Origin of the sequence: Sphaerisporangium sp. NPDC049003, assembly GCF_043197795.1 — a bacterium.
GTDB lineage: Bacteria > Actinomycetota > Actinomycetes > Streptosporangiales > Streptosporangiaceae > Sphaerisporangium.
Genome location: NZ_JBICTU010000005.1, coordinates 22,851 through 49,087, shown reverse-complemented (window position 1 = coordinate 49,087; position 26,237 = coordinate 22,851). Strand labels below are relative to the sequence as shown.

Below are 26,237 nucleotides of genomic sequence, written 5' to 3'. Positions count from 1 at the left end.
TTCTCGGAATGGCCGAGCTGGTCGGGGTCCCGGAGTCGGTGGCGCGGGCTCGGGCGTTCGTGCGTGAGGTGCTGGGGCGTACGCATCCGGTGCTGGACGAGGTCGTACTCCTCGTGTCCGAGCTGGTCACGAACAGCGTCACGCATTCGGACTCGCGTGGTGGCGGGCAGGTGACGCTCGCGGTGAGCGATGTTGACGACACCGTCCATGTCGAGGTCGTCGACTCGGGATCCGACAGCGAGCCGAGAGTCCACGACGAGCCGTACGGCGAAGGCGGTCGCGGGTTGTTCCTGGTGGACGCCATCTCCGAGCGGTGGGGCATCTATAGGGACGGCGCTGGCCGGGTGGTCTGGTTCGCCCTCAGATTCCGAGGGCCGGGGTCGATGAACACCGTACCCGGGGCTGGTCCAGAAGTCCGGTCTGGGAGTTGATGCGCGGCCAGCCGGGTGCCGGAGGAAGTGCGGGTCCTGGAGCACAGCCGCGCGCCCCACTCCGGCGCCTCACCCACCTCCCGCCACTCGGGTGGGCACTGCTCGGGTGGGCAGCCCCGGTGCACCACCCACGTGGGTGCCGGGTGGGCTATCTACAAAGCGCACAAACGCCCACAGAACCCCCGTCCCAACAAGGCACGAGCGAGAGGCCCTCCCGTGACCCGGGTGACGTGGTGGGCCGGGTGTTTCCCACCCGGGCCGTGAGTTGCCCATAACACGGGAAAGGGGACGCTCCGGCGTGAAGGACCGGCTGGTGGGTCCGTTAGACGGAGACGCCCTGTTTGTACTTGGGGAGGCGGATGCTGATCTTGGCGCCGGCGCCCTGGGCGGTCTCGACCACCAGGCCGTACTCGTCGCCGTAGACCTGGCGGAGCCGCTCGTCGACGTTGGCGAGGCCGACGCCGCCCGCGCCCGAGCGCTCGTCCGGGTCGCCGGACAGGATGCGCCGCAGCCGCTCGGGGTCCATGCCGATGCCGTCGTCCTCCACGCTGATCAGGCACTCGGCGCCCGCGTCCTCGGCGACGATCGTGATGCGCCCGACCCCGTCCTTGCTCTCAAGCCCGTGGCGCACGGCGTTCTCCACCAGCGGCTGGAGGCAGAGGAACGGCACCGCCACAGGCAGCACCTCCGGCGCGATACGCAGCGTCACCCGGAGCTGGTCACCGAAGCGGGCGCGCTCCAGGGTGAGGTAGCGGTCGATCGAGCGCAGCTCCTCGGCGAGCGTGGTGAACTCGCCGTGCCGCCTGAAGGAGTAGCGGGTGAAGTCGGCGAAGTCCAACAGCAGCTCCCGGGCGCGCTCGGGGTCTGTGCGCACGAACGAGGCGATGGTCGTCAGCGAGTTGTAGATGAAGTGCGGGGAGATCTGCGCCCGCAGCGCCCGTACCTCGGCCTCCATGAGCAGGGTGCGCGAGCGGTCGAGCTCGGCCAGCTCAAGCTGGGAGTCGACCCAGGTGGCGACCTCCTGCGTGGCGCGGACCAGGCCCGCCGAGGCGTGGTCGCCGTAGGCCGCCAGCGAGCCCACCACCCGGTCGTCCGTGGTCAGCGGCACCACCACGGCGTACCTCACCGGGCACTCGGGCAGGTCGCAGGAGACCGCGTCGGGGCCGAGCACCTGGATGCGGCCGTCGCGCAGGGTCGCGGCGGCGTTGGCGAAGGCGTTTCTCGCGTGGTGGTCGCCCGCGCCGTCGTAGACCAGCAGCTCCTCGCCGTTGGTGATCGCGATGGCGGGTGAGCCGAGCAGCTCGCGCAGGTAGCGCGAGGCCTTCAGCGCCCCGGCGGCCGTCAGGCCCGCGCGCAGCGGCGGCGCGGCCAGGGAGGCGGTGTGCAGGGTCTCGAAGGTGGCGCGCTCGGCCGGGCTGGTGCCGAGCTCGCGCCGCCCGCGCAGCACCCGCCACAGCACCACGGCGGGGACCCCGACGAGGACCAGCAGCACGGGCACGGCCAGGAGCGGTTCCACGCCGCCGGAGCCTACCCGACCGTCCCGGCCCCAGCACCCGCCGACAATGCAGGACCGCCCACCCGCCGCGCGGACGGCTGACCTGACCGCTCACCGCCAGGCCCCGCCTCCCCCGGTCCACCCCGCCGTCCCGCACGGGCAACGCCGATCACGGCCTGCGGGCGAGGTAGGCCCACACCCTGTGCCCGGTCGCCGGGGCGCCCTGGAAGCCGGTACGTTCCGCAAGGGCGGTCACGATGGCCAGCCCACGACCACCTTCCGCGCACGGGGCGTCCGCTTGGCCGTGGCCGCCGAACCGCGGGACACCGGCGCCGCCGAGGTCGTAGACGGTGACCAGGACGCTCGCGTCCACCGGGGGGCCGCCGGGCGGTTCACGACGGGGCGTGGTGAGGATGATCTCGACGGTGAAGTGCCCGCCCGGGGATCCGCTGCGGGTGTGGCGGACGGCGTTACCCGCCAACTCGCCGACGACCAGTTCGGCGTCGTCGGCGAACGGCGTGCCGCCGAGCAGGAAGCGGGTGAAGCGCCTGGCCTCCGCGGCCTGGTCGAGCGCGCCGGGGAAGGCGCGCCGCCAGATGAGGATCTCCGGGCCGGTCCGTACGGCCTCGTCGACTGGCAGGGCGCGGGAGGAATGACCGGCCTGCGGCAGACCGGGCAAGGTGACGGGAGCGGCGGCGACGCGAGGCACCTCGTCGCCGGGGTCGGTTGTGATGGACACGAGCCACAACGATCGACGATCGGGCGCAGCTCACCGATCCCACCTTCCACTACGACGATCTTTCAGCCAGGAACCTCGATGACCTGCGTGAACACGCGTATCCAGCTGATCACCACCCGCCGGGCGCCCTGCTCGATACCCCAGCTTTCGTCATTCTCGGTAGTCAAGAGAATACTTTCCGTATAAGTTCTGTGATCCGGGAACCTGTTCGAACCGGGGAGGCATACGGCCATGTCGGGCGAGGGAATCCACACTCTGCTGGAATGCCGGCGACGCGGCGAGGCGTTGCGGGCCATGGGTTACACGTTCGACGAGATAGCCGACCTGTTCTCCGTCTGCCACGACGTCAGCCCGCTGCGCCTGTACCGCTACGCGTACGGGCTGACCGCGGCCGAGGCCGCCGCGCGGTACAACGACCTCGACCCGGCGGGCACCGCCGCGCTGCGCGAGTCACGGCTGTACGAGTTCGAGCACTGGCCGCAGCGTGGGATGCGCCCGACCGCCCGCACCATCGCCCTGTTCGCGCAGGTCTACCGGACCACCGCCCGCCGCCTGGTCGGCGACCGGGTCTACGCCTCCTACAGCGTGCGCGACCGCGACCTCATCGACCGCACCGACCACCGTTCGTCCCTCACCCCCCAGCGGTCCTCTGCCGTCCCGGCCGCCGCCCCCGGTCATGTCACCATGGGTCAGGAAGTGGAAGCGGCACGCCCGGCGGCCCCGGTTCCCGGCTTCAAGGATTGCGCCGCGCTGCTGCGTACCCTCACAGCCGAGGAGGCCGATGTGAAGCGCCGCGATCTGCTCTTCGAACTGGCCCTGGCGCTCGGCGGCGCCCCTGCCCTGGTGCTGCTGCGTCACCTGTCCCCACCGGAGAAGGACCGGCTGGCCACCGCGATCCGCTCCTCCACCCGGGTGGACGCCGCGACGGTGGAGCTGATCGAGAAGCTCACCGCCCGCTGCCGCCGCCTGGACGACGAGTTCGGCCCCGCCAAGGTCCTCCCTGTGGTGGACGGCCAGCGCGCCCTCGTCGCCGACCTGCTGCACCGCGAATCCCTGCTTCCCGCCCTGCGCGACCGCCTCATCCGCGCCTACGCCGAGCTCAGCCAACTCTCCGGCTGGCTCCACCACGACCTCCTCGACCACCCCGGCGCCCGCCAGCGGTACCAGGAAGGCCTCACCGCCGCCCACCAGATCCGCGACCCCACCCTCATCGCCTACCTCCACACCTGCCTGGCCAACATCTCTAGATTCCAAGGCCATGTCGGGGTAGCTCTCGACCACATCTACGCCGCACAAGGCTGGGCACGAAAAAGCCCGAGCGCTTCCCTCAGATCGGTACACTTCCTCGCCCTCGCACGCATCGTGGCGCTGAACGGCAGTGCCGACGACAGCGAGCGCGCGCTCGCCCAGTCGAGCCATCTGGCCGAGCAGCCGAGAACCGAAGCCGACCCCAATTACCTCTACTGGTGGACGCCCCAGGGTGTGGAGAGGCACACGGCATCCTGCATGCTCGCCTGCGGACGTCCCGATGAGGCGATCGATTCGGCCGAACGGGCCTTGGCGCGGTCGATGCGCAAGCCCGCACGCGGGGTAACCCTCCTGCAGTACGCCGGGGCACTCGTTCTGAAGCGAGAGATACCGGCTGCGACCGAGAAGATCCGCGAGGCGGCCCGAATCACCGTAGGGCACAGCTCCGGACGCCTCGCCGACACCGTCCGCCAGACCCGCGCCCGCCTCCAGCCCTGGGCGACCAACAAACACGTCCGCACCCTGGACGAGGAACTCGCCTCCCTGCGCATCCCCCTGATCGACAGGTGACCGGGGTTACGGGGTTGGGAAGTCCAGGCTCTCAGCAAGCCGGTCTGCTCGAACCCGTCGCACCGGCAGGATGAGGGCGTCGCCCTCGCAGAGGGTCTCGGCCGGCGCGCAGTCGTCTCCATCCGACCCCGAGTTGCAGTCCGTCGCGCCGCGGCCGGGACCTCTGCGCGCGTGCCGGAGGTCGGGCGGAGCCCGGGAAAACAGTCCGAGCGGAGCGAGGCCCATTTCGCCGGGGTGGGCATGAGGGTCGCGTGGGGCGCTATGGGGTGGGTTCGAGGGCGTCGCGGAGGCGGGTGGCGTAGGTGGCGGCTTCGGTGCCGTCTTCGTATTTGACTCTCGGCCAGAAGAAGCCGCGCAGGCCGTCCTTCTTGTGGCGCGGGACGACGTGGGTGTGCAGGTGGGGGACGCTCTGGCTGACGCGGTTGTTCATCGCCACGAAGCTGCCCACCGCCCCGAGCCCCTCCTCCACGGCGCGGGCCACCGCCTGGACGCGCGCGAAGTACGGCCCGAGCGCCTCGGCGGGCAGGTCGGTGAGGGTTTCGGCGTGCTCTCTCGGGATGACCAGCACGTGCCCCTTGAACACCGGACGGGCGTCGAGGAAGGCCACGGCCACGTCGTCGGCGAGCACGACGTGGGCGGGCACGGCGCCCGAGGCGATGGCGCAGAACGGGCACGCGGCGTCGGTCACCAGCCGAGCTTAGCGGCGCCGGACAGCAGCGAGCGGGCGATGACCATGCGCTGCACGTCGTTGGTGCCCTCGCCGATGGCCATGAGCGGGGCGTCGCGGTAGAGGCGCTCGACCACGAACTCCTGGGAGTACCCGTAGCCGCCGTGGATGCGCATGGACTCCATGGTCGCCCGGAGCGCCACCTCGGAGGCGAAGTACTTGGCCATCGCGGCCTCGGCGTTCACCGCGCCCGCCTCCGAGCGGGCGGCGGCCCAGTAGGTGAGCAGCCGGGCCGCCTGGATGTCGGTGGCCATGTCGGCGAGTTTGAGCTGGATGGCCTGGAAGTCGGCGATGGGCCGTCCGAAGGCCTGCCGCTCCCTCGCGTAGGCCAGCGCCGCCTCGTAGGCGCACTGGGAGACGCCGACCGCGCGGGCCGCGATGTTGATCCGGCCGAGCTCCAGCGCCGACAGCACCTGCTGCATGCCCCGCCCCTCGGTCCCGCCGAGCAGGCTGGAGGCGGGCACCCTCACCCCGTCGAGGACGACCTCGCAGGTCTCGGTGCCCTTGTAGCCGAGCTTCGGCAGGTCGCGGCCGACGGTGAAGCCCCTGTCGGCGTCCACGAGGAGCACCGACATGCCCTTGTGGGCGGGCTCGGTGATCGAGGTCTTCACGAGCACCGGCAGCGGGTCGGCGTGCCTGGCGTTGGTGATCCACGTCTTGGTGCCGTGGATGACGTACTCGTCGCCGTCACGCTCCGCCCGGGTCTGGATGCCCTGCAGGTCGGTGCCGGCTCCCGGTTCGGTGAGGGCGATGCCCGTGCGGCGGGCCCCGGTGGCGAGGTCGGGCAGGTAGGCGGCCCGCTGCTCCTCGGTGCCGTACTTGGCGATCATCCAGGAGGCGAGCGAGTGGGAGCCGAGCACCCCCGCCACGCCCATCCAGCCTCTGGCGATCTCCTCGAAGACCAGGGCGAACGACACCCGGTCGAGGTCGAGCCCGCCGTATTCCTCAGGGATCGAGATGCCGAACAGGCCGAGCCGCCTGAAGCCCTGGACGATCTCCTCGGGGTAGCGCCCCTCGCGCTCCCACTCGGAGGCGACCGGCACGATCTCCTTCTCGACGAACTCCCGGAGGGTACGCCGGAACAGGTCCTGCTCCTCGTTCAGCTCGAAATCCATGGGGGCGTCCGATCTGTTCGGTTCTATTCGCTCTGGAGGGGGCCGTTCTTCGCCCGGGGGAAGTAGCCCTTGTCGTGCGGGGCGTCCCGCTTGTAGACCATGACCGACCTGCGCCACGACATGACCTCGTCGCCGTCCTGGTTGAGGCCCCGCGTGCGGCAGGTGACGATGCCGGCGTACGGCCGCGACCGGGACTGGCGCGTCTCCAGCACGATCGACTCCGCGTACAGGGTGTCGCCGACGAACACCGGGTGGGTGAGCCGGATCTCCTCCCAGCCGAGGTTCATCATCGCGTTCTGGCTGACGTCCATGACCGAGATGCCGAGCACGATGGCCACCGACAGCCCGGAGTTGACGATGATCTTCCCCACCGGGGCCTTGGCGGCGAAGTGGGCGTTGAAGTGGTTCTGGTTGGTGTTCATGGTCAGCAGCGTGAACCAGGTGTTGTCGGCCTCGCTGATCGTCCGGCCAAGCGGGTGCTGGTACACGTCGCCCACGGTGAAGTCCTCGTAGTAGCGCCCGATCCGGGCCTCGTACACGGTCACGCCGTCACCCTCTCAACGCTCACCGCACCATTCCAGCATGCCCCTCCCCCGGGGCCACGCTGCCACATAAGCCGATCAGGTAGGTGTCCCTGACGGAAGGGTCTCCGGCGCGGGCAGGTCGCCGCGGAAGGCCGGCAGCAGGAGGCGGAACACCGTACGGCCCGGACGGCTCTCGACCTCGACCGAGCCGCCGTGCGCGCCCGCCACGGCTCTCACGATGGCCAGCCCGAGCCCCGTGCCCCCGGAGGCGCGCGACCGGCCGAGGTCGGCCCGGACGAACCGCTCGAAGATCTCTCCCCGGAGCTCCTCGGGGATCCCCGGCCCGTCGTCGGCCACGGACAGCTCCACCCAAGGCCCGCCGGTCGCGGGCAGGCCGTCCAGCGGCAGCCCGGACACCGGCATGCCGTCCGACAGCAGGCCGGACACCGATGGGCCGGACGCCGGTGGGCCGACCCGTACCAGCACGGTGGTGCCCCCGGGGGTGTGCGTGCGGGCGTTGTCCAGCAGGTTGGTCAGCACCTGGTGGAGCCGGTCGGCGTCCCCGGCGACCGTGACCGGCTCCTCGGGCAGTTCCAGCCGCCAGCGGTGATCGGGCCCCGCGACGCGGGCGTCCCCCGCCGCGTCCAGGACCAGGCGGGTCAGGTCGACCTCCTCGCGCCGCAGCGGGCGGCCCGCGTCGAGGCGGGCCAGCAGGAGCAGGTCGTCGACCAGGTGGCCCATCCGCACGGACTCCGCCTGCACCCGTTCCAGCGCGTGCCGCACCTCGGGGGGCACGGGACCCGGATGGCGGCGGGCCAGCTCGGAATGGCCGCGGATGGCCGCCAGCGGCGTGCGGAGCTCGTGGCTGGCGTCGGCGGCGAACCTCCTCAGCCGCTGCTCGCTCGCGTGCCGCCGGGCGAGGGCGTCGCCCACGTGGGCGAGCATCCGGTTGAACGAAGCGCCGACCTGTCCCACCTCGGTACGGGGGTCGGTGTACGGGACGCCCTGGGGCAGCTCCACCGCGCCGTCGGCGAGCGGCAGCTCCGTCACCCCGCGCGCGGTGGCGGCGACCCGGCGCAGGGGCCGGAGCGACACCCCGACCCACAGTGCCCCGGCGACCCCGGTCAGCACGAGGGCGACGGCGAAGACGGCGGCCTCGACGGCCTCCAGGCGGTGCACGGTGGACTCCGCCTCCACCAGCGGGAGCCCGGTGACCAGCGTGTCGCCGTCGAGCCCCGGCACGGCCATCAGGCGGTAGTCGCCCAGCCAGGACAGCCTCACAGTACGCCCCCGCCCGTCGGCAGGGAGGGCGGCCAGAGCGGCCGTGTCGGCGGCCGAGAGGGTCAGCCTGGCACCGGGCGCGGAGATGTCGTCGGTGTCCCGCTGCGGGGCGACCACGCCGCACTGCGTGACCACCCCGGCCACCAGCCTGGCTCCGAAGGTCCCTGCCGACTGCCCGCGCGTGTCGCCCTGGGAGTGCTCCAGGCTGGAGGCGTACCGGCCCCGCGAGGTGGCGAGCTGGCGGTCGAGGCCCTCCAGCAGCGACCGGTCCAATGCGAGGACGCTCACCACCCCCACCGCGGCGCACGCGCAGGCGAGGAGCACCAGGAGCCCGGCGATGAGTCGCCCGCGCAGCGTCACCGGAGGCAGGGGGCGCGGGAGCCTCACGAGGGGCCCGGTTTGAGCACGTACCCGACCCCGCGCACGGTGTGGATCAGCGGTGACCGCCCGGCGTCGATCTTCTTGCGCAGGTAGGAGATGTACAGCTCGACCACGTGCGCCTGCCCTCCGAAGTCGTACGACCACACCCGGTCGAGGATCTGCGCCTTGCTCAGCACCCGGCGCGGGTTGCGCATGAGGAAGCGCAGCAGCTCGAACTCGGTGGGGGTCAGGTCGACCAGCTGCCCGGCCCGGGTCACCTCGCGGGCCTCCTCGTCCATGACCAGGTCGCCGACGGCCAGCCGGTCGCCGTTGCCGGCGCGGGTCATCCCGGCCCGGCGGAGCAGGCCGCGCAGCCGCGCGAGGACCTCCTCCAGGCTGAACGGCTTGGTCACGTAGTCGTCGCCTCCGGCCGTGATCCCGGCGACGCGGTCCTCCACGGAGTCCCTGGCCGTCAGGAAGAGCACGCAGACCTGGGGGATCTCGGCGCGGAGCCTCCGCAGGACCTCAAGGCCGCCGAGGTCGGGGAGCATGATGTCCAGGATGACGGCGTCGGGGGCGAACTCGCGGGCGAGCCTGATCGCGGACGCGCCGTCACCGGCCGTCCGCACCTCCCAGCCCTCGTAGCGCAGCACGGCGCTGAGGACCTCGGCCAGGTCGGGTTCGTCGTCGACGACCAGTACGCGGACGGGCGTCCCGTCGGGACGCAGCAGGCCGGTGGTCGGAGCGGGCGCGGGCGTGTTTTCCTCCATCAGGCCTCCAGGGTCCTATCTGGACCGCAACGCAGCCTATGTGATTCTTCTGAGGATCCTCTGAACGCCGTTCTTCATAGGAAAAGCAGAAATTGCGCTGGCACGGTGGCCGATATCTCGACGAAAGGGGATCTCGTGACCACCACGCACGCCGGCCACCGGCCGGGCTCCAGCGGGCGGCACGTCTCCGCACGGGAGGCGCCGGCACGGAGAGTCACGCGTCTCGTGCCGGCGGTGACCCAGGCCCTCATCGCCGCCGGAGTCGTGGCCGTGCTGGCGCTGTGGTGGTCGGACACCCCGTCGGTGATCGGGCTCGGCGGCCGGCTGACCGGCGCGGGCCGGATCACCGGGCTGCTGGCCGGGTACGCGATCGTCGTGCTGATCGCGCTCATGGCCCGGGTGCCCGCGCTGGAGCGGGGGGTCGGCGCCGACCGGCTGGCCCGCTGGCACGCGATGGGCGGCCGGTACACGGTGGGGCTGGCCGTGGCGCACACGCTGCTGATCATCTGGGGCTACGCGGTCACGGCGCGTACGGGCGTGGCGCACGAGACGGCGAGCCTGGTGCTGACCTACCCCGACATGCTGAAGGCGACCGTGGCGGTGCTGCTGCTGGTCGGCGTCGGCGCCGTCTCCGCCAGGGCCGTACGGGCGCGCGTCCGCTACGAGACCTGGTTCTACCTGCACTTCTACACCTACCTGGCGGCGGCTCTGGCCTTCGGCCACCAGTTGAGCGACGGCGAGCAGTTCGTCGGAGACCGGACCGCCCAGCTCGCCTGGTACGGGCTGTACGGCGTCGTCGCGGCACTGGTGCTCTGGTACCGGTTCGTCACGCCCGTGGCGCGGGCGTACCGGCACCGGCTGCGGGTCACGCACGTCGTGCCCGAGGCCCCGGGGGTGGTCTCGGTCTACGTGACCGGCCGCCACCTCGGCGAGCTCAAGGCCGAGGCGGGCCAGTTCTTCCGGTGGCGTTTCCTCACCCGCGACCTGTGGTGGGCGGCCAACCCCTACTCCCTGTCGGCCGTCCCGGCATCCCACGAGCTGAGGATCACCGTCAAGGACCTGGGCGACCAGAGCCGGTCTCTCGGCCGCCTGCGGCCGGGCGTCCGCGTCGCCGCGGAGGGCCCGTACGGCGCGTTCACCGCCCGCCGGGCCACCCGGCGCCAGGTGCTGCTGATCGCGGGCGGGGTGGGGATCACCCCGATCCGGGCCCTGTTCGAGACGGTGCCGGGCGAGGTGACCCTGCTCTACCGGGCGAGCAGGCCGCAGGACGTCGTCTTCCAGCGCGAACTGGCGGCCATCGCCGCCCGGCGCGGAGCGGCCCTGCACTACCTGATCGGGCCACGGGCGCAGGTCGGGGAGCCGTTCACCGCCAAGGTCCTCACCTCGCTGGTCCCCGGGCTCCGCGACCACGACGTCTACCTCTGCGGGCCGCCCGGCATGACCGGGACCGCGGTGGCGGCGCTGCGTCGCGCCGGGGTGCCGCGCCGCCGCATCCATCACGAATCGTTCGAGTTCTGATCCAAGGAGCCCCGATGCGAAGAGCCATATTCGCCGTGCTGGTCACGGCCGCCGGACTGATGCTGCTGCTGTCGTTCAAGCCCCACGAGGTCGCCTCCGCCGAGCGGCCGCCCGCCGCCGTCTCCGGGTCCACGGCCGGCTCCACGGCCGGGTCCACGGCCGGGTCCACGGCCCAGGACGCGGGCGGCACCGGATCGTCCGGTGAGAGCGCCGGATCGTCCGGAGACGGCGCCCGTACGGTGACCGGCGACGCGGTCGACACCCGCTGGGGGCCCGTCCAGGTGCGGATCACCCTCTCCGGAAGCAGGATCACCGCCGTGGACGCCATAGTGGTCCCGGACTCCAACGGCCGCGACCGTGAGATCAACTCCTTCGCCGTGCCGGTCCTGACCCAGGAGGCGCTGGCCGCGCAGAGCGCCCAGATCGACACGGTGTCCGGCGCGACCTACACCAGCCAGGGGTACGCGGGGTCCCTGCAGAGCGCCCTGGACAAGGCGGGCCTGTAGATGAGGCACGTCGAGCACGTCATGGGCACGGTGTTCTCCTTCGACGTCCGGCACGAGCCGTCCGACGGCCTGCGGGAGGCCCTCGCGGGGGCGGTGGCCGAGTTGCACCGGATCGACGAGGTGTTCTCGACCTATCGCGCGGACAGCCCGGTGAGCCGCCTCGGGCGCGGCGAGATCACCCTGTCGGCCTGCCCCCGGGAGGTCGCGGAGGTGCTGGCGCTCTGCGAGGAGGCGGCGCGGGTCAGCTCGGGGTACTTCACCAGCGCGCCCGGCGGGCGGCTCGACCCGTCCGGCATGGTGAAGGGATGGGCGGTGGAACGGGTGTCGGAGATGCTGGCCGAGGCGGGGGCGTCCAGGCACAGCGTCAACGGCGGCGGCGACGTGCGGGTGCGCGGCGAGGCCGCCCCCGGCAGGCCGTGGGGGGTCGGCGTCGCGCACCCGCTCCGCCCCGGCGCGCTCGCCACCGTGATCCAGGGCCGCGACCTGGCCGTCGCCACCTCCGGCGTCGCCGAGCGGGGAGCGCACATCGTCGACCCGCACACCGGCGCCCCCGCGACCGCCCTGGCCTCCGTGACCGTGGTCGCCGAGACGCTGACCAGGGCCGACGCGATGGCGACCGCGGCGTTCGCCATGGGTGAGGCCGCGCGCGACTGGGCTGGGGGGCTGCCCGGCCTGGAGGCGTTCGCGGTGACGCGCTCGGGCGCCGTCTGGTGGACGGACGGCTTCCCGCGCTATGGCACCACGTACCCGGCACAAGCCTCAAATGATGTGCTATGACGTGATTGAGAGTGAAATGGACAATGCCGGGCATGCCATCGGCCCAGGCGTGTCCCGAGAGTGAAGGACTACCTTGGCCAGAAGCAGCACCAGTCACGGCCCCGGCGCCGGTCACGCGGATCCCCTCGCCGCGTACAGCATCGACGAGCTGCGGGAGCGACACAGCTCCAAGTGGCGGGAGTACCCGCCGGACGTGCTGCCGGTGTGGGTCGCCGAGATGGACACCCCGCTCGCCGAGCCGATCGCGGCGGCGCTGGTGGAGGCCATCGGCCGGGGAGACACCGGGTACGCCGTCGCAGGAGGGCTGCCGGAGGCCTTCGCCGGGTTCGCCGCCCGGCGTTTCGGCTGGCGACCCGACCCCGCGCACATGCGCCTGGTGCCGGACGTGATGGCCGGGATCGTCGAGGTGCTGCACCTGGTGACCGGGCCGGGAGACCGCGTGGTCGTCAACACCCCCGCCTACCCGCCGTACTTCTACTGGCTGCCCCGGATCGGCCGCGAGGTCGTCCAGAGCCCCCTCGCCCTGACCCCGGAAGGCTTCCGGCTGGACCTCTGCGCCCTAGAGCGGGACTTCGCCGCCGGGGCCGCCGCGTACCTGCTGTGCAGCCCGCACAACCCCACGGGCTTGGTGTTCGGCGAGGACGAACTGCTGGCCGTCGCCGCGCTCGCGGACCGCTACGGGGTGCGGGTCGTGGTCGACGAGATCCACGCCCCGCTCGTCTACCCGGAGGCGCGTCACGTGCCGTTCGGATCGCTGGACACCCCGGCCTCGGCCCGTTCGATCACGCTCGCCTCGGCGTCCAAGGCGTGGAACCTCGCCGGGCTCAAGGCCGCGCTGGCCGTGCCGGGCGAGGAGGCCCGTTCCGATGTCGCCGCCATCGACGCGGAGGTGAGCGAGAGCGCCGGGCTGCTCGGCGTGATCGCCTCCGAGGTGGCGTTCAACGCCGGGGAGCCCTGGCTGGCCGGGCTGATGACCGGTCTCACCGCCAACCGCGCGCTGCTGGGCGACCTACTGGCCGAGCGGCTGCCCGAGGTCGGGTACCAGCCGCCGCAGGCGACGTATCTGGCCTGGCTGGACTTCCGCGCGCTCGGGCTCGGCGACGACCCCGCCGGATGGTTCCTGCGGCGGGGCGGGGTCGCGCTGTACCCCGGTACGAGGTTCGGGGCCCCCGGGCGCGGGTTCGCGCGCTTCAACTTCGCGACCGCCTCCGAGCGGGTGGAGGAGGCCGTGGGCCAGATGGCCGCGTCGCTCACCAGCCGCCCACGCGCGGGCGTGACCAGGGCTTTGCACGCCTTGTAGGCCCTCAACTCGCGGGCCCCAACTCGCAGGCCCGCGACTGGTAGGTCCGCAACTGGTCCCAGGTGCTCGTCACCAGCCTTCAGGCCCGCTGGCCGATCCTCGGCATCCTGCTCGGCGTGCCGCGCGTGCCGACCTACCAGGCTCCAGCGGACACCTACACCCCCGGTGTCCACTCCGGTTCTGACCTGTACGACCACTGATTGCGCAAAGGGCAGCGCCCGTCTTCCTTGGGGTGGAGGACGGGCGCTTTTCGCGTTCCCAGGATCAGCTGATGGTGGCCTTCCACCGGCCGCGCTGCATGTGGATCGTCCCGTCCGGGGTGATGCGGACGTTCGCGCCGTACAGCGGCAGCATGCCGTGCTGCAACCAGTAGTCGCGGGCCTCGTCGAGCACGTCCCACAGCCTTCTGGGGCCGCCCTGGTGCACGGCCGGGAGTTCCCGGCCGATCTGTTCGGCCCGCGCCCATGACCCGTCTTCGTGAACCATGAGCGCGATCCGGGCGTCGCCGTTCTCGTGGTAGTTGTGCTCGATGCCGGGGGCCATGACCTCCAGCATAGAACGCAGCTCCCAGGCGTTCTCCTCGATGTCGATGACGGGGAACCGGCCGATCGAGACGTGCTCACCGTCCGCTGTGCGCGCGGTCTCCACCAGGCCAGCCAGGCTCGGCGGGTAGTCGGCGCCGGTCCTGGTCTTCATGAACATCGCCCAGTCCCGCTCGACGACACCGACCGCGCCGCCGTCGTCGGTCTTGACGGCGGACACGATCAGCGAGGTGTTGCTGATCGTCGTGGTCAGACGGCCGCCGGGGTTGAGCGCGGTCAACCACGATGCGGGGATGGGCCGTACCGACACCATCGCCACGATCCGGTCGAACGTCCATGGGATCTCCCCGGTGGCGTTCATCGGCGCGATTCGCGGATTGCGGTCGAGTTCAGCCAGTCGCCAAGCGGCGACGGAGGTCACGTATTCGTCTACGTCGATGCTGGTCACCTGCTCGTCGCCGAACAGGTGACACAGCAGGGCGGTGCCGTACCCCGAGCCGGTGCCGACGTCGAGGATGGTGTGCTTGTCGCCGATCATGGCGTGCCGGTACATCTGCAGGACCAGGCTAGGCAGCGTGGAGGAGGAGGTGGGCCGTCCGGTCGGCTCGTCATGCGCCTTGGCCTGGTCGGCGTGGAGGGTGCCGATCTTGGTGACGAGGGTGCGGTTCCGGTAGGCGGCGTCCAGCCAGGCCGCTTCGTCGGCCGGGCCGTACTGCACCTCCCAGTGGCCGCCGCTCGACTGCCACCACGCGGGGATGAACTGGTGCCGGGGGGTGTCGGCGACGGCGTCTCGCCAGCGCGACCCCGGGTGGGTGACGCGGTCGGCGAGCTTTTGCGCGTGGGGTAGCCAGTCCATATCAGCAGTGTCCTCCGTGAGGGGCGCCGAATCTCATCGTGGCAGCCCGGCGAGGTGAATCATCCGGTCCGGGCGTGCAGGCAGGATGAGGGCGTTGCTCTCGCAGATGGTCTCGGCCGGCGAGCAGTCGTCCCCATCCGACGCCGGATTGCAGTCCGTCGCTCCACGGCGGGGCACCTGCTTAAGGAGGCCCTGCCAGCTCTGCCCGGCGAGGATGTCCGCGAGCGGTGTGGTCTTGACGTTCCCCGCAGACTGGAGGAACCGGGACATGACGCACATCCACACGTCCCCGTTGGAGGCTACGGCGGCGCGGCCGTTCCCGCACTGTCCGCACAGCCCCTTGACACCGGTCTCGATGGTGTTGGCGCCGCGGCGGACGCCGCGCATCCGGTCGATCGGGCCGAGACGGTTCACGCCGAGCGCCTTCATCTGCGCGTGTGCCTCCTCGGCGCGCTGCCCGTCCCAGAGTTCGACGATTGCGACCTTGAGGGGGATGCCGCGCCGAAGGGCCTCTTGGATGTTGGCGAGGGTCCGGGCGTGGGAGCCGCGGCGCTGGGTGATGCGGTCGTGCTCGTCGGGGTCGTCGGAGTAGTACGACGTGGCCAGCGTGACGTTGGGGTCATCGAGCAGGTTCCACAGCTGGTCGGGCACGTGGTACAGGTTGGAGAACATCTGCACGGTCAAGCTCTGGGCGAGGGCGTGCTGGACCAGCCGCTCGAAGTCGGGGTGCTTGGTCGGCTCGCCGCCGATGAACTGCACGGTCTGGATTCCAGCGGCGGGGACGGAGGTGAGCAGGTTCTCCCAGTCGAGCGTCTCCATGGTGCCGTGGCCGACGGTCGGGCCGGAATCGGCGTAGCAGTGGCCGCACTGGAGCTGGCAGCGGCCGGTGATTTCCAGCTCCAGGAAGTGAACCGGGTCGAACTGGGGAGCGGCTTGTGGTGTCATCGTGTGTCCTTCCCTTGATGGGTGTGGCAGTGGAACCCGTGGCCCAGAGAGGGTGTCCGCCCTCCCCTCGCACACCCTTCGGGGATAAGAGGGCGGGTCGTCTCGTGGCCACGGGGGTGTGCCTGGCGCCGGATGATGAGCCAGCCGGGGGAGAGTTGCCGCAGGACTTCGGCGTGGGCAGCCTCGTGCAGGTCATACCGGCGTCGCGTCACGGAGAACCTCCGTCTCGTTGAGCAGTTCAGCCGCCAAGGCAGCACGCGGTCGTGCTCGATGGCGTGCTGGGCTACCCAGTCGCTGTGGCGGCCAGAGCCGTCCACTTCACGAGAGATGTGCCACTCGGGATAGTCGCCCTGCAGGATCTCCGCAGAGCTGGGCCAGGTCCCGAGGTTGTGCAGGGTGTTGTCCGCGTGCATGTCCGCACCTCCGACTCCCGCGAAGGTACGCCGCCGCCGCATGGGCGTAACAGAAACGCGGCGCAGCCGTTTGGCTGCGCCGCGTCCGAAAGGAATACGGAACGTATCCCTCTAGTCGTCGAGGCCGAGGAAGTCGGCGAGGTCGCGCTGCTCGGTGGACGGCATGCGCGTCCTCGACTCCAGGATCTCCCTGGTCACGTCCCGACCGGCCTGCTGATACTGCAACCACTCGGCGTGCTCGCGCCGCAGGCGGGTCATCACCTCGGTCGCCTTGTCGGAGTCCCCGACGCGCACCAACGCCCGCGCCCGGTCGAGGTGCGCGCGGTTCAACGTGGAGGGGTCGGTACGGCCGACGCCGCGCGGCAGGTCGTCCATCGCCTGCGGTGCCCTGTCTGGCCGGCCTTCGATCATGGCGTTCTCAGGCTCCAGCAGCGCGACGGTCAACGGCCCGAACGCCTTCTGCCCGCCAAGGTCGTGCTCACAGCCGAGCCTGGCCCCTGCGGTCTTCGCGAGGCCGAGGTATTCGCCGGCCTCCTCGGGCCGGTTGTTGCGGATCGCCCCGGCGCAAGCTCAGGTTAGGCCGCAGGGCTCATTCATGCGAAAGCTTCGGCTGTTAAGGGCCCGTCCACTCCTTCGGGGGTGGGCAGGCCCTTTCGCCTTACTGACCGTTCGGTTGCTGCTAAACCCTTACGCCATGACGGTGAGCTGCAAGTCCTCGCTGATGCGGACGCGCCCCGCGTCGGCGACCCTGCGGCGGTCCGGTGGCCCCTTCGACGCCGGGGTCAGTCGAGCAGTGTGGCGAGGAACGTGTTGGAGAAGACCTTGTGGGGGTCCAGGGCGTTGAGGGTGGCCACGGCCGTGTCCCAGTTGTCGCCTGCGGGCTGCCCCGCCCGGTAGGCGTTGGGGATCGTGGTGTCGCGGATGGTGGCGTCGGCCCATGCGGCCGTGCCGGAGTAGCCCCAGCCCTTGGACCACTCGGGCCGTACGGCGGCGTAGGAGCCGGTGTAGTTGGACAGGATCCACTGCTCGGTCTCGCGGTAGAACTGCTGCGAGTACGGCGTCCCGGGCACGGTGAGGATGTCGAGCCAGACCGCCACGTTCCAGTCGGTGTGGTCGGGCCGTGGCCGCAGCGCCGAGAGCTGCGGGGACACCGCCCCGGCGACCTGGGAGTCCGCCGGGTTGTCGAGCCCGGTGACGCGGATCTCCAGCGGGCCGTTCATGGGGTAGCGCCCCTGGTTCGCGTACGAAGTGATCGCGCCCTGGTAGTAGGCGTAGAACTCGCTGACCACCCGCTGGATGTTGCTCCTGTTGGTCAGGATGGCGTAGCCGTTGGCCGTGACCCGCAGCGTGGTCGGGCGCACGTACAGCATCAGGTTCTTCGACCAGCCCCAGATGTCCCACGTGCCGGTGAGGATGAGGCCGGAGCCGACGACCCCCATCTGCGTGTTCTCGAACGTCGGGGTGAGCGCGGCGTTGCCCGCGACGATCTGCGAGAGCAGGTCGGAGGCGTCCTCGGAGAGGAAGTCGGAGAAGGAGTAGTTGTAGGGGCTGTTGACCTGCCTGGAGAGCAGGGGCTTGCTTGGCGCCACGCTCCACACCTTCAACCAGGGCACGGTGGTGAAGGGGAACCAGATCGCCTCGACGCGCCCGGTCGAGTTCACGTAGCTCGCGAACGAGTCGGACCCCGCCGAGGCGGGCGGCGCGAACATCGTGTTGACGTTGATGTGGTAGAAGCTCTGGCACCTGAGCCGCTTGTTGGCCCCGACCCTCAGCGTGACCTCGGTGACGAACGTCCGGCCGAGGTTGACCAGCAGCGCGCCGATCGCCGGGTCGGACCGCTGGAAGGTCCTGACGGCGTACTGGCTCGTCGCCGGATCCCAGACGACGGCCTTGAGCTGCGTGACGAGGTTGCTGATCGAGCCGAAGGTGTGGCCTGGGGTGAGGGTCTCCCCCGTCTTCGGCACCGCCGTGCCGTGCGCGTCGATGGCGAGCACGCCGCCGAGCGACAGGTCGCCCGGCGCCGGGACGGCGGTCAGGCCGTAGCCCGCCCCCTCCAGGACGGTCAGCAGCGCCTCCATCGTGACGCCGGTCTGGGCGGTCACGCCGGCGGGCGAGCCGGAGTTCACCGTGACGGCGGTGAGGTGCTGAGTGGTGTCGACGAGCAAGGTGTCCCCCGGCGCGCCGGGCGGGATGACCAGGGGCGACCAGTTGTGCGACATGCCCCGGGCACGGATCTTCCAGCCGTTGGCCCTGGCCCAGTTCGCGAGGGTGACCACCTCCGCGGCCGACGCGGGGGCCGACGTCCAGACGCCGTCGATCTCGATCTCCCCCGACCAGTTCTCGTAGGTCTGCTGGTAGAGGGAGATCCCCGCCGGGTAGTTCGGCGGCGCCGCGAGGGTCGCGCCGCTCGCGGGGGTGAGGCGGGCGGCGGGCGTCCACTGGAGCGCGCTGAGCGCGGCGGCCCCGGCGGCGCCGCCGAGTAACGCCCGTCGCGTCAGACCGTGGCGGCCGGTGTCGTCACCGTATGCCATGAGATACCTCCGTTGATCGCTGTCTTTCGGGCATGCGGCGGCCCGTGGCGACGATGGAGGAGATTCCGGGCAGTCCCGTGCGGCCGCACGGGGCCGGGGCCGTTCCCGGATGGCTTTTTATACGCCCGCGAAACATGGCGGTCAAGCAAATGCTTGTTTGTGTTAACGAGCGGGTGGGACTCAGGTGTCCAGGAAGCCCGGGGGGACCATGACGCGCAGCCCGTTGGGGATCGAGCGGATCGTCAGCGGCGTGCGCAGGCGCACCTCGCCGTCGACGTCGGCGGCCATCGAAGGCTCGGTCTCCAACAGCATCTCGCTCCCGGTCACGAACGGGCCGCCCGCGAGGCTGCTCCACCGGCCGCTCGTGGCCCGCACCAGGGTCTCGGCGAGCAGCCTGAGCCGCTTGCCCGAGCCGAGCTGGTAGGCCACCAGGCGGCGATTGTCGATGCTGATGTCGCGCGCGATCTGCCAGCCGCCGTGGTAACGCCCGTTGGCGATGTTGAGCTGGTGGGTGAGCAGCTCGTGACGCCGCCCGTCCACCGTGATGTAGGCGCGGAACGGCGCGTGCCCGGGCAGGATGGTCAGGGCGGTGAGGGGGTAGGCCGCGCGGCCGAGCGCCCGCTTGAGCCACGGCCTGACCTTGCCGGCCACCTCGACCGACACCCCGAAGCTCGCCAGGTTGGCGAACGGGCGGTCGCCGGCCATGCCGAGGTCGATGTCGGCGACCTTGCCCCGGCTGAACACCTTCACCGCCATGGCGAGGTCGAGCGGGAGGCCGAGGCTGCGGGCGAAGTTGTTGGTGGTGCCGAGCGGCAGCACGCCGAGGGCCACGTCGCGGTGGGCGACGTGCTTGACGGCCTCGCTCAGGCTGCCGTCGCCCCCGCCGACCACGAGCAGGTCGGGCTGGAGCTCCAGCGCCTCCTTGATGATCTCGGGAAGCCGGGAGGGGTCCATGACCGCGTAGGTGCGCAGCGGGTGGAACCCGTCGGCCTGGAGCAGCCGCAGAGCCTCGAAGTAGCGGTGGCGGCCCTTCCGGGAGCGCGTGTTGACCACCAGAGCCACCCTGCGCAGATCGCGGATCGCCTTGGTGTGTTCCGCCTTGCTCCGCAGCTCGCTCACCGATCACCCGTCCCGTAGATGGCTTCGGGAGACATGCTATTCAGTCGCGGGACGCGGGCGGGACGGGTACGGCGTCGCCGTAACCCGTCCCGCTTGGACCTATCGCCGGTTGTCTGTCCGGCTCAGTGCACGTCGCGTCCGGACGCTATCTCCGGCTCACTTCTTCGGCGCGGTCACCTGGGCGATGACACCCAGGTTGCCGGGAAGCGGTGCGATGAGCTTGATCTGCACGCCGAGCTGCTTGCCCTCGTCGCCGGGGTTGCCCGAGCCGAGGGTGAAGCCGTTGACGTCCTCGCCGTACAGGTCGGTCGCCGGCGTACCGTCGGCGTTGACGACCCGCAGGGAGTACGGCTGGTTGTCCTTGGAGGGGACGACCACGGAGGCGTCGCGGTTCCGGTAGTAGAGCCCGTCCGCACGGCTCTCCAGACCCGGGTACCAGGTCCTGGCGTCGGTGAACGCCGTGACCGGGTTCTGCGGCGCGAACTTCGTGCAGTACTCGGTGAACGGCGCGCCCTCGATGCACTCCTTGAAGGAGTACGTCTTGTTGAAGCCGAACGCCGCGTTGGACGACTGCGGGCGCGAGGGGATGTTCTTCAGCGCGCTCGTGTCGATCTCGGCCGCCTTGCCACTACGGCGCAGCGGGTCGAAGTGCGAGTCCACCAGGAGCAGCTGGCCCTTGGCGCCCGCCGAGGGCAGCGACCAGATGTTGGACGCCGCGTTGTTGTAGCCGAGCGAGGTGTCGCGCAGCCAGACGAGCATGCCAGGGGCGTTGTAGGCGACCTTCTCGACCTTCCAGGCGCCGTCACGGTTCCAGGTGGTGTCGTAGGTGTAGCTCAGGCCCTTGTCGAAGCCGTCCAGGTTGCGCCACTCGGCCAGGTAGTACTGGGCGCTCTTGAGCGTGCCGTTGTGCTGCTGCCAGCCGGTGCCCTTGGTGTCGGTGAAGGTGCCTCCGGCCGCGGTCCAGCCGGCGGTGCCGCCCTCGACGTCGTCGCTCCAGATGGTGCCGCCGCCGCTGGTGACCGAGAAGTCGTCGGCGAACCAGCCGCGCTCCACAGCCGCCGCGTCGGTGGCGTAGCGCAGGCGCAGCTTGATGTTCTTGCCCGCGAACGGGGCGAGGTCGGCGTAGAGGTGCTGCCAGCCGCCGGTGTCGCCGGTCAGGCCGTACTTCTTGTTGCCGTAGTCGCGCAGGCGCTTGTTCGGGTCGGCGTAGTCGTCCCCGGTGGAGACGAGCGTGCCGTCCGCGCCGTAGACCTTCTGCTCGGTCCAGGTCGTGCCACCGTCGGTCGAGACCTCGATGAACCCGAAGTCCCAGTCCTGCTCGATGGTGTAGTCGCTCCACAGCCAGAACTTGCTGTCGGCTCCGGCCGGGACCGCGATGTCGCGGGTCAGCTTGACGTCGGCCCAGTCCTGGTCGTTGCTCGACCACCACGCCTTGGCGCCGCTGTGCGGCGTCGAGAGCGTGACGTCCTTGTCGGGCAGGTTGACCCGGACGCCGTCCTCGGTCAGCTTGGGCGTCCGCGAGGCCTGGCCGACGGTCACCAGCTTGGTGCCGTCACCGGGGTTGATCACCTTCGGGTTCGCCCAGCCGAGCACCCACTTGTCCCACAGGCCCATGTGGATCGGCATCGACTGGAAGATCGGCCCAGAGTGCGAGCCGGTCGACATGAGGTCCCAGAACTCCACGTCGCTGTCACCGGCGCCGGTGGCGTCGTACAGGTCCGGGAGGCCGAGGTCGTGGCCGTACTCGTGGGCGAACACACCGACGCCCGAGTCCTCCGGCTGCACGATGTAGTTCGAGATCTTGATGTTGGTCCCGGGGACCGTGTAGCCGCCGGCGATCGCGCTGGAGTGGGCCCAGATGGCGAAGGTGCCCTGGGCGCCGCCGCCGCCGGACTTGTCCTTGCCCGCGTGGACGAGCACCAGGTGGTCCACCACGCCGTCGGGCTCGTTGTAGTTGCCGTCGCCGTCGGCGTCCGAGGTGTCCTCCTGGTCGTAGTCCGCCCAGGGGAAGTTCGGGTTGCTCTTGGCCAGCTCGTTCACCGCGTCGATGCCCATCTGGGCCGCGCCGCGGGGGTTGTCCGGGTGACCGGAGGTGTCCTGGATCGCGGCGTGGCAGGCGCCGGCGCCGTACCAGGCCTCGGAGTGCGGAACCTTGATCCAGCCGATCGCCTCCCCGCTGACGGTGTAGGCGCCCTTGGACATCTCCTCGTACATGTTCTGCATGGTGTAGCCGGCGATGTCGATGCCCGGCTTGCCGTCGCGAGGGTCCTTCAGGTCCGTGCGGACCCGCTTGGTGATGCCCTTGCTGGAGTAGAGCATGTCGTTGTAGAAGGCGTTGTTGAAGTCCGCCACCCACATCGAGTTGTTGTCCTTGCCGCCCCCTGCCGCCTGGGCGGGGTTCGGGATCTTGTTGTGCAGCGGCCCGTTGATCTTGGTGCCGGGCGGCTCGGTGATGCAGTCGTCCGCGTCGTCGGTGTTCTTCGGGTGGCTGAAGCCCGAGAAGTCGTCGTTCGCGTTCTCGTTGAACTCGACCAGCAGCGTGAGCAGCTTGGCCTTCTGCGTCGTCTTCGACTTCTTGTAAAGGAACTCGAAGGGGTTCTTGCCGGTACGGACGGCCGTGCGCTCGTGCTTGGCCAGTTCGCGTGCGGCGACCGGGTTGCCCTCGGCGTGCTTGTGATCGAACTCCTCGGCGGTGGGCGCGCCTCCGCGCCGATTGGCCGCCGCGATGTCCACCTTCTCCCCCGATTTGGGGGTGGTGTCGCTCTGGACCCTCGGGGGGGCGTAGTTGATGTAGTAATCACTCGCCGTGGGCTGATACCTGGCCACCGAGGTGTCCCCCGGTGCCGCGGCACCCGTGACCGCGAGGCCCGCCGCCGCCAGTCCCACCACTGGCAGCATCGCGGTGAGACGCCTGATTCTGCGTGACAACAGGGTTTCCTCCTCCGCCCGGGTTGTCCGGGCTCCACCCGGGGTCTCCGGGCGACGTCCAAGGCGCGCCGGGATGAACGCGCCGACCGTTGGAGATCTGTGGCGCTTCCCATGGAACGCCCCAGAATCGGCAAAGCGGACGTTAGAGGATCTAGTAAAGCAAAAGTAAAGCCGACCAAGGATGTTGCGAAATTGTCATCGTGGGAAGTACGGCGTCCAGGGCGTTTCCCGCGCCCGCGATCAGCGGTTTCCCACGGTTTTCCTGCTCAGGGATGACACGGCGGCGGCGCCTTTCCCCGGCCCACCCCGAGTCGGCAAGTCCGGGGCGCGGAACGTACAGTCGCAGGCGTGAACGCCGTCGATGAACTCGTGGACGCCCTTCCGGCCGGGAGGGTGCTGACCGATCCAGATGTGGCCGCCTCCTACGCCCGGGACCAGACGTTCCTCGAACCCGGCAAGCCCCTGTGCGCCGTCGCGGCGCAGACCCGTGACGACGTGGTCGCCACGATGCGCTGGGCCACCGAGCACCGGGTGCCGGTGGTGCCCCGGGGCGCGGGCACCGGGCTCGCGGGCGGCGCCACGGCCGTCGAGGGCTGCGTGATGCTGTCGCTGGCCCGCATGACCGCGATCCGCGAGCTGTCCCCCGCCGACGAGATCGCCGTGGTCGAGCCCGGCGTGATCACCGCCGACCTCGACCGCGCCGCCCGCGCGCACGGCCTGATGTACCCGCCCGACCCGTCCTCGTACGAGATCTCCACCATCGGCGGCAACCTCGCCACCAACGCGGGCGGGCTGCGCTGCGTGAAGTACGGCGTCACCCGCGACTCCACGCTCGGCCTTGAGGTCGTGCTGGCCGACGGGCGCGTCCTTTCCACCGGCCGCCGCACGATGAAGGGCGTGACCGGATACGACCTCACCGGGCTCTTCGTGGGCTCCGAGGGCACCCTCGGCGTCATCACCGCGGCGACGATGCGGCTGCGCCGGGCTCCCGCCGTGCCGCCGGTCACGATCGCCGCCGAGTTCCCGTCGCTGCGCGCCGCCGGGGACGCGGTGGCCGCGATCGTCGCGGCGGGCTGCCAGCCCTCCCTGCTGGAGCTGATGGACCGCAACACCCTCAAGGCCATCGACGACTGGAAGAACATCGGCCTCGAAGCCGGCGTCCAGGCCATGCTCATCGCGCAGTCGGAGGGCGACCCGCCGGGGAGCGCCGACGTGATGGCCCGGTTCTGCGAGGAGAACGGCGCGAGCTTCGTCGCGGTGTCCTCGACCCCGGAGGAGACCGACGAGCTGATCGGCGTGCGCCGGCTGGCCTACACCGCCAAGGAACGGCTGGGCGCGTGCCTGGTGGAGGACGTCTGCGTCCCCCGCTCGGTGCTCCCGGACATGATCTCCACCATCGAGGAGGTCGCCGTCCGCCACGGCGCCATGATCTGCACGGTCGCGCACGCCGGGGACGGCAACCTGCACCCGGTCTTCATCTTCGACCGGGGGCTCCCCGAGCCCCCGGCGAACGTCTGGGCGGCGGCCGACGAGATCTTCCGCGCCGCGCTCGACCTCGGAGGCACGCTGACCGGCGAGCACGGCGTCGGGCTGCTCAAGCGCCGCTGGCTCGGCCTTGAGAGCGGCCCGGTGGTGAACGACGTCCAGCAGGGGATCAAGCGGGTCTTCGACCCTCTCGGCATCCTCAATCCCGGCAAGGCCATCTGACACCCGCCGTACCGCCATTCCCACTGGTAGCGTTCTTGGCCAACAAGCAGTGACAAATCGGGCTTTCGGGGGTCGGGGTGACACAGGGGCTCACGGGTGAGGACCCGCGCCGCCTCGGCGCGTTCGAGATCCTCGCGCGCCTCGGCGAGGGCGCCCAGGGCGTGGTCTACCTCGGCCGGTCGTCCACGGGCGAGCAGGTGGCGATCAAGCTGCTGCACGCCCGGCTCTCCGCCGACGCCGACGCCCGTGCCCGGTTCCTCCGCGAGGTGTCGGTCGCGCGGAGGGTCGCGAGGTTCTGTACCGCCTCCGTCCTGCACGCCGACCTCGCCGGCAACCAGCCCTACATCGTCAGCGAGTACGTCCCCGGCCCGTCCCTGCGCCAGCTCGTGGACCGTGAGGGACCGCGCCGGGGCGCCGCGCTCGACCGCCTCGCGGTCAGCACGGCCACCGCGCTCGCCGCGATCCACGGGGCGGGCGTCCTGCACCGCGACTTCAAGCCCGCCAACGTGCTGATGGGTCCCGAAGGGCCGGTCGTCATCGACTTCGGCATCGCCAGGGCGCTGGACACGCCGGGCGCGACCGCCACGGGAGACACTCTCGGCACCCCGTCGTACCTGGCGCCCGAGCAGCTCGGCGGCGTGGCGGTGACCCCGGCGGTCGACGTGTTCGCGTGGGGCGTCACGATGGTCTTCGCGGCCACAGGGCGGCCGGCCTTCGGCGCGGACTCCATACCGGCGGTCATCAACCGCATCCTCAACGAGCAGCCCGACCTGACGGCCCTGGACCCGGCGCTGCGCGACCTCGTGGCCGCGTGCCTGTCGAAGGACCCCTCCCGCCGCCCTTCGGCGCAAGCCATGGTCTCCCACCTGATGGGCCGGCCCGTCGCCCAGGCGAGGCAGGAGACCCAGCTCGCTCCCGGCGCGCGTCAGGACGCCGGGCGCGGCGCCAGGGCCGGCGGGGCGCGGCCCGGGAGGGGCGCCAGGACCGGGAGGGGCGCCAGGACCGGCCGGGCGCGGCGCAAGTCGCTCGGCGAGCGGACGGTCATGCTCTCGGTCATGGCCGCGGTCGCCGCCGCGGTCCTGACCGCCGGCACCGTCGTGCTGGCCCAGTCGGTGACCTCGTCCGGCTCCACCGCCGATGGGACGGCCACCGGCGCGCCGCCCGGCACCGGGACGGCCAACGCGGTGCGGGCGCAGGTCCCGCCGTCGGTGGACGCGACGGCCGTCGAGGCGCCGCCCTCCCCGTCACCGAGCCCGACGGGCAAGCCCTCGGTGAGGGCCTGGACCAGCCGGTCCCCGGCTCGGCGCTCCCCCTCCCCCCGGCCGGCCACGCGGGCGCCGTCGCCCACCCCGACGCCCACCCCGACGGTCAAGCCGACGCCGAAGGCGACGCCCACCCCCAAGCCGAGCGCCTCGCCGACCAAGAAGCCCACCCCGACCCCCACCAAGCAGCCCACCTCCACCCCCAAGCCCAGCTCGCCGGGGAAGGCGAACCCGAACACGCCGGCCGGGGTGTGCGGCTCGGGGTACAAGGCGGTCGACTCCCACTCCCTCGGCGGCGCCACCGTGTACCTGCTCTACAACGGCGCGGCGGGCAAGAACTGCGTGGTCACGCTCTCGAAGTACGTCGTGCCGCAGAAGGTCAGGATGAGCGCCGTGCTACAGGTCAAGGGCGGCGCCTCGGGCAACGACACCGGCGGCTACGCCGAGTACGCGGGCCCGGTCAGGCTGGCCGCCTCGAAGACATGCGTGATCTGGGGCGGGGGCTACGGCACGGCCACCTGGAAGAGCGGCTGGTCCCACTGCGGCTAGCGACCCGGCGCCCCCGGTGTACTA

At 71.1% G+C, this 26,237-nt stretch carries 22 protein-coding genes; 9 read left to right on the top strand and 13 right to left on the bottom strand.

Features of this window, described 5'->3' with window-relative positions:
- The first annotated feature begins 8 nt into the window (after positions 1-8).
- Complete coding sequence (locus ACGFIV_RS06795; RefSeq protein WP_392832694.1) at positions 9-431, top strand: ATP-binding protein; 423 nt, start codon at positions 9-11, stop codon at positions 429-431.
- 322 nt (positions 432-753) lie between these two features.
- On the opposite strand, the gene ACGFIV_RS06790 is transcribed toward ACGFIV_RS06795, so the two are convergent.
- A complete protein-coding gene (locus ACGFIV_RS06790; protein WP_392832691.1) occupies positions 754-1,947 on the bottom strand; it encodes a sensor histidine kinase in 1,194 nt (397 codons plus the stop codon).
- A gap of 148 nt (positions 1,948-2,095) precedes the next feature.
- On the bottom strand, positions 2,096-2,665 hold the full coding sequence (locus tag ACGFIV_RS06785; protein WP_392832688.1) for an ATP-binding protein: 570 nt from the start codon (positions 2,663-2,665) through the stop codon (positions 2,096-2,098).
- Between the two features lie 231 nt (positions 2,666-2,896).
- Here ACGFIV_RS06785 and ACGFIV_RS06780 point away from each other — a divergent pair, with 231 nt between their 5' ends.
- A complete protein-coding gene (locus ACGFIV_RS06780) occupies positions 2,897-4,483 on the top strand; it encodes a hypothetical protein (RefSeq protein WP_392832686.1) in 1,587 nt (528 codons plus the stop codon).
- A gap of 259 nt (positions 4,484-4,742) precedes the next feature.
- Here the strand turns inward: ACGFIV_RS06780 and ACGFIV_RS06775 are convergent, their stop codons facing one another.
- The 5 genes from ACGFIV_RS06775 to ACGFIV_RS06755 form a co-directional block, all read right to left on the bottom strand.
- A complete protein-coding gene (locus ACGFIV_RS06775; RefSeq protein ID WP_358551309.1) occupies positions 4,743-5,171 on the bottom strand; it encodes an HIT family protein in 429 nt (142 codons plus the stop codon).
- Positions 5,168-6,325 (bottom strand): acyl-CoA dehydrogenase family protein, encoded by a 1,158-nt coding sequence (locus ACGFIV_RS06770; RefSeq protein WP_358551311.1) that lies wholly within the window; start codon positions 6,323-6,325, stop codon positions 5,168-5,170. The genes ACGFIV_RS06775 and ACGFIV_RS06770 overlap by 4 nt, the downstream gene beginning before the upstream one ends.
- Positions 6,326-6,348: 23 nt before the next feature.
- On the bottom strand, positions 6,349-6,870 hold the full coding sequence (locus ACGFIV_RS06765) for a MaoC family dehydratase (RefSeq protein ID WP_358551313.1): 522 nt from the start codon (positions 6,868-6,870) through the stop codon (positions 6,349-6,351).
- Between the two features lie 75 nt (positions 6,871-6,945).
- On the bottom strand, positions 6,946-8,517 hold the full coding sequence (locus ACGFIV_RS06760) for a sensor histidine kinase (RefSeq protein WP_392832681.1): 1,572 nt from the start codon (positions 8,515-8,517) through the stop codon (positions 6,946-6,948).
- Positions 8,514-9,260, bottom strand: a complete 747-nt coding sequence (locus tag ACGFIV_RS06755) for a response regulator transcription factor (RefSeq protein WP_392832678.1) — start codon at positions 9,258-9,260, stop codon at positions 8,514-8,516. Before ACGFIV_RS06755 ends, ACGFIV_RS06760 begins: the two co-directional genes overlap by 4 nt.
- A gap of 135 nt (positions 9,261-9,395) precedes the next feature.
- Between ACGFIV_RS06755 and ACGFIV_RS06750 the strand changes: the two genes are divergently transcribed.
- The 5 genes from ACGFIV_RS06750 (at position 9,396) to ACGFIV_RS06730 (ending at position 13,561) form a co-directional block, all read left to right on the top strand.
- Entirely contained in the window at positions 9,396-10,778 is a 1,383-nt protein-coding gene (locus ACGFIV_RS06750) for a ferric reductase-like transmembrane domain-containing protein (RefSeq protein WP_392832675.1), read from the top strand.
- A gap of 14 nt (positions 10,779-10,792) precedes the next feature.
- Positions 10,793-11,284 (top strand): FMN-binding protein, encoded by a 492-nt coding sequence (locus ACGFIV_RS06745; RefSeq protein WP_358551321.1) that lies wholly within the window; start codon positions 10,793-10,795, stop codon positions 11,282-11,284.
- Positions 11,285-12,061: an FAD:protein FMN transferase gene (locus ACGFIV_RS06740; RefSeq protein WP_358551323.1), complete on the top strand. Its 777-nt coding sequence runs from the start codon at positions 11,285-11,287 to the stop codon at positions 12,059-12,061.
- A 73-nt stretch (positions 12,062-12,134) separates the two neighbouring features.
- Positions 12,135-13,361: an aminotransferase class I/II-fold pyridoxal phosphate-dependent enzyme gene (locus tag ACGFIV_RS06735; protein WP_358551325.1), complete on the top strand. Its 1,227-nt coding sequence runs from the start codon at positions 12,135-12,137 to the stop codon at positions 13,359-13,361.
- A 62-nt stretch (positions 13,362-13,423) separates the two neighbouring features.
- Positions 13,424-13,561, top strand: a complete 138-nt coding sequence (locus ACGFIV_RS06730) for a hypothetical protein (protein ID WP_358551327.1) — start codon at positions 13,424-13,426, stop codon at positions 13,559-13,561.
- A 64-nt stretch (positions 13,562-13,625) separates the two neighbouring features.
- Here the strand turns inward: ACGFIV_RS06730 and ACGFIV_RS06725 are convergent, their stop codons facing one another.
- The 6 genes from ACGFIV_RS06725 to ACGFIV_RS06700 form a co-directional block, all read right to left on the bottom strand.
- The gene (locus ACGFIV_RS06725) at positions 13,626-14,759 is read right to left on the bottom strand and encodes a protein-L-isoaspartate(D-aspartate) O-methyltransferase (RefSeq protein WP_358551329.1); all 1,134 of its coding nucleotides are present in this window, start codon (positions 14,757-14,759) and stop codon (positions 13,626-13,628) included.
- A gap of 33 nt (positions 14,760-14,792) precedes the next feature.
- Positions 14,793-15,704, bottom strand: coding sequence for a radical SAM protein (locus ACGFIV_RS06720; RefSeq protein WP_358551331.1), 912 nt, complete (start codon positions 15,702-15,704; stop codon positions 14,793-14,795).
- 524 nt (positions 15,705-16,228) lie between these two features.
- Positions 16,229-16,561 carry a hypothetical protein gene (locus ACGFIV_RS06715; protein WP_392832668.1) on the bottom strand — a complete coding sequence of 111 codons (333 nt, stop codon included), beginning with the start codon at positions 16,559-16,561 and terminating at the stop codon, positions 16,229-16,231.
- 338 nt (positions 16,562-16,899) lie between these two features.
- The gene (locus ACGFIV_RS06710; RefSeq protein ID WP_358560475.1) at positions 16,900-18,648 is read right to left on the bottom strand and encodes a cholesterol oxidase substrate-binding domain-containing protein; all 1,749 of its coding nucleotides are present in this window, start codon (positions 18,646-18,648) and stop codon (positions 16,900-16,902) included.
- A 180-nt stretch (positions 18,649-18,828) separates the two neighbouring features.
- On the bottom strand, positions 18,829-19,767 hold the full coding sequence (locus ACGFIV_RS06705) for a YegS/Rv2252/BmrU family lipid kinase (RefSeq protein ID WP_358560473.1): 939 nt from the start codon (positions 19,765-19,767) through the stop codon (positions 18,829-18,831).
- A 156-nt stretch (positions 19,768-19,923) separates the two neighbouring features.
- A complete protein-coding gene (locus ACGFIV_RS06700) occupies positions 19,924-22,695 on the bottom strand; it encodes an immune inhibitor A domain-containing protein (RefSeq protein ID WP_358560471.1) in 2,772 nt (923 codons plus the stop codon).
- A gap of 348 nt (positions 22,696-23,043) precedes the next feature.
- Between ACGFIV_RS06700 and ACGFIV_RS06695 the strand changes: the two genes are divergently transcribed.
- On the top strand, positions 23,044-24,402 hold the full coding sequence (locus tag ACGFIV_RS06695; protein ID WP_358560470.1) for an FAD-linked oxidase C-terminal domain-containing protein: 1,359 nt from the start codon (positions 23,044-23,046) through the stop codon (positions 24,400-24,402).
- 77 nt (positions 24,403-24,479) lie between these two features.
- Entirely contained in the window at positions 24,480-26,213 is a 1,734-nt protein-coding gene (locus ACGFIV_RS06690) for a serine/threonine-protein kinase (RefSeq protein ID WP_392832663.1), read from the top strand.
- The last annotated feature ends 24 nt before the right edge of the window (positions 26,214-26,237 follow it).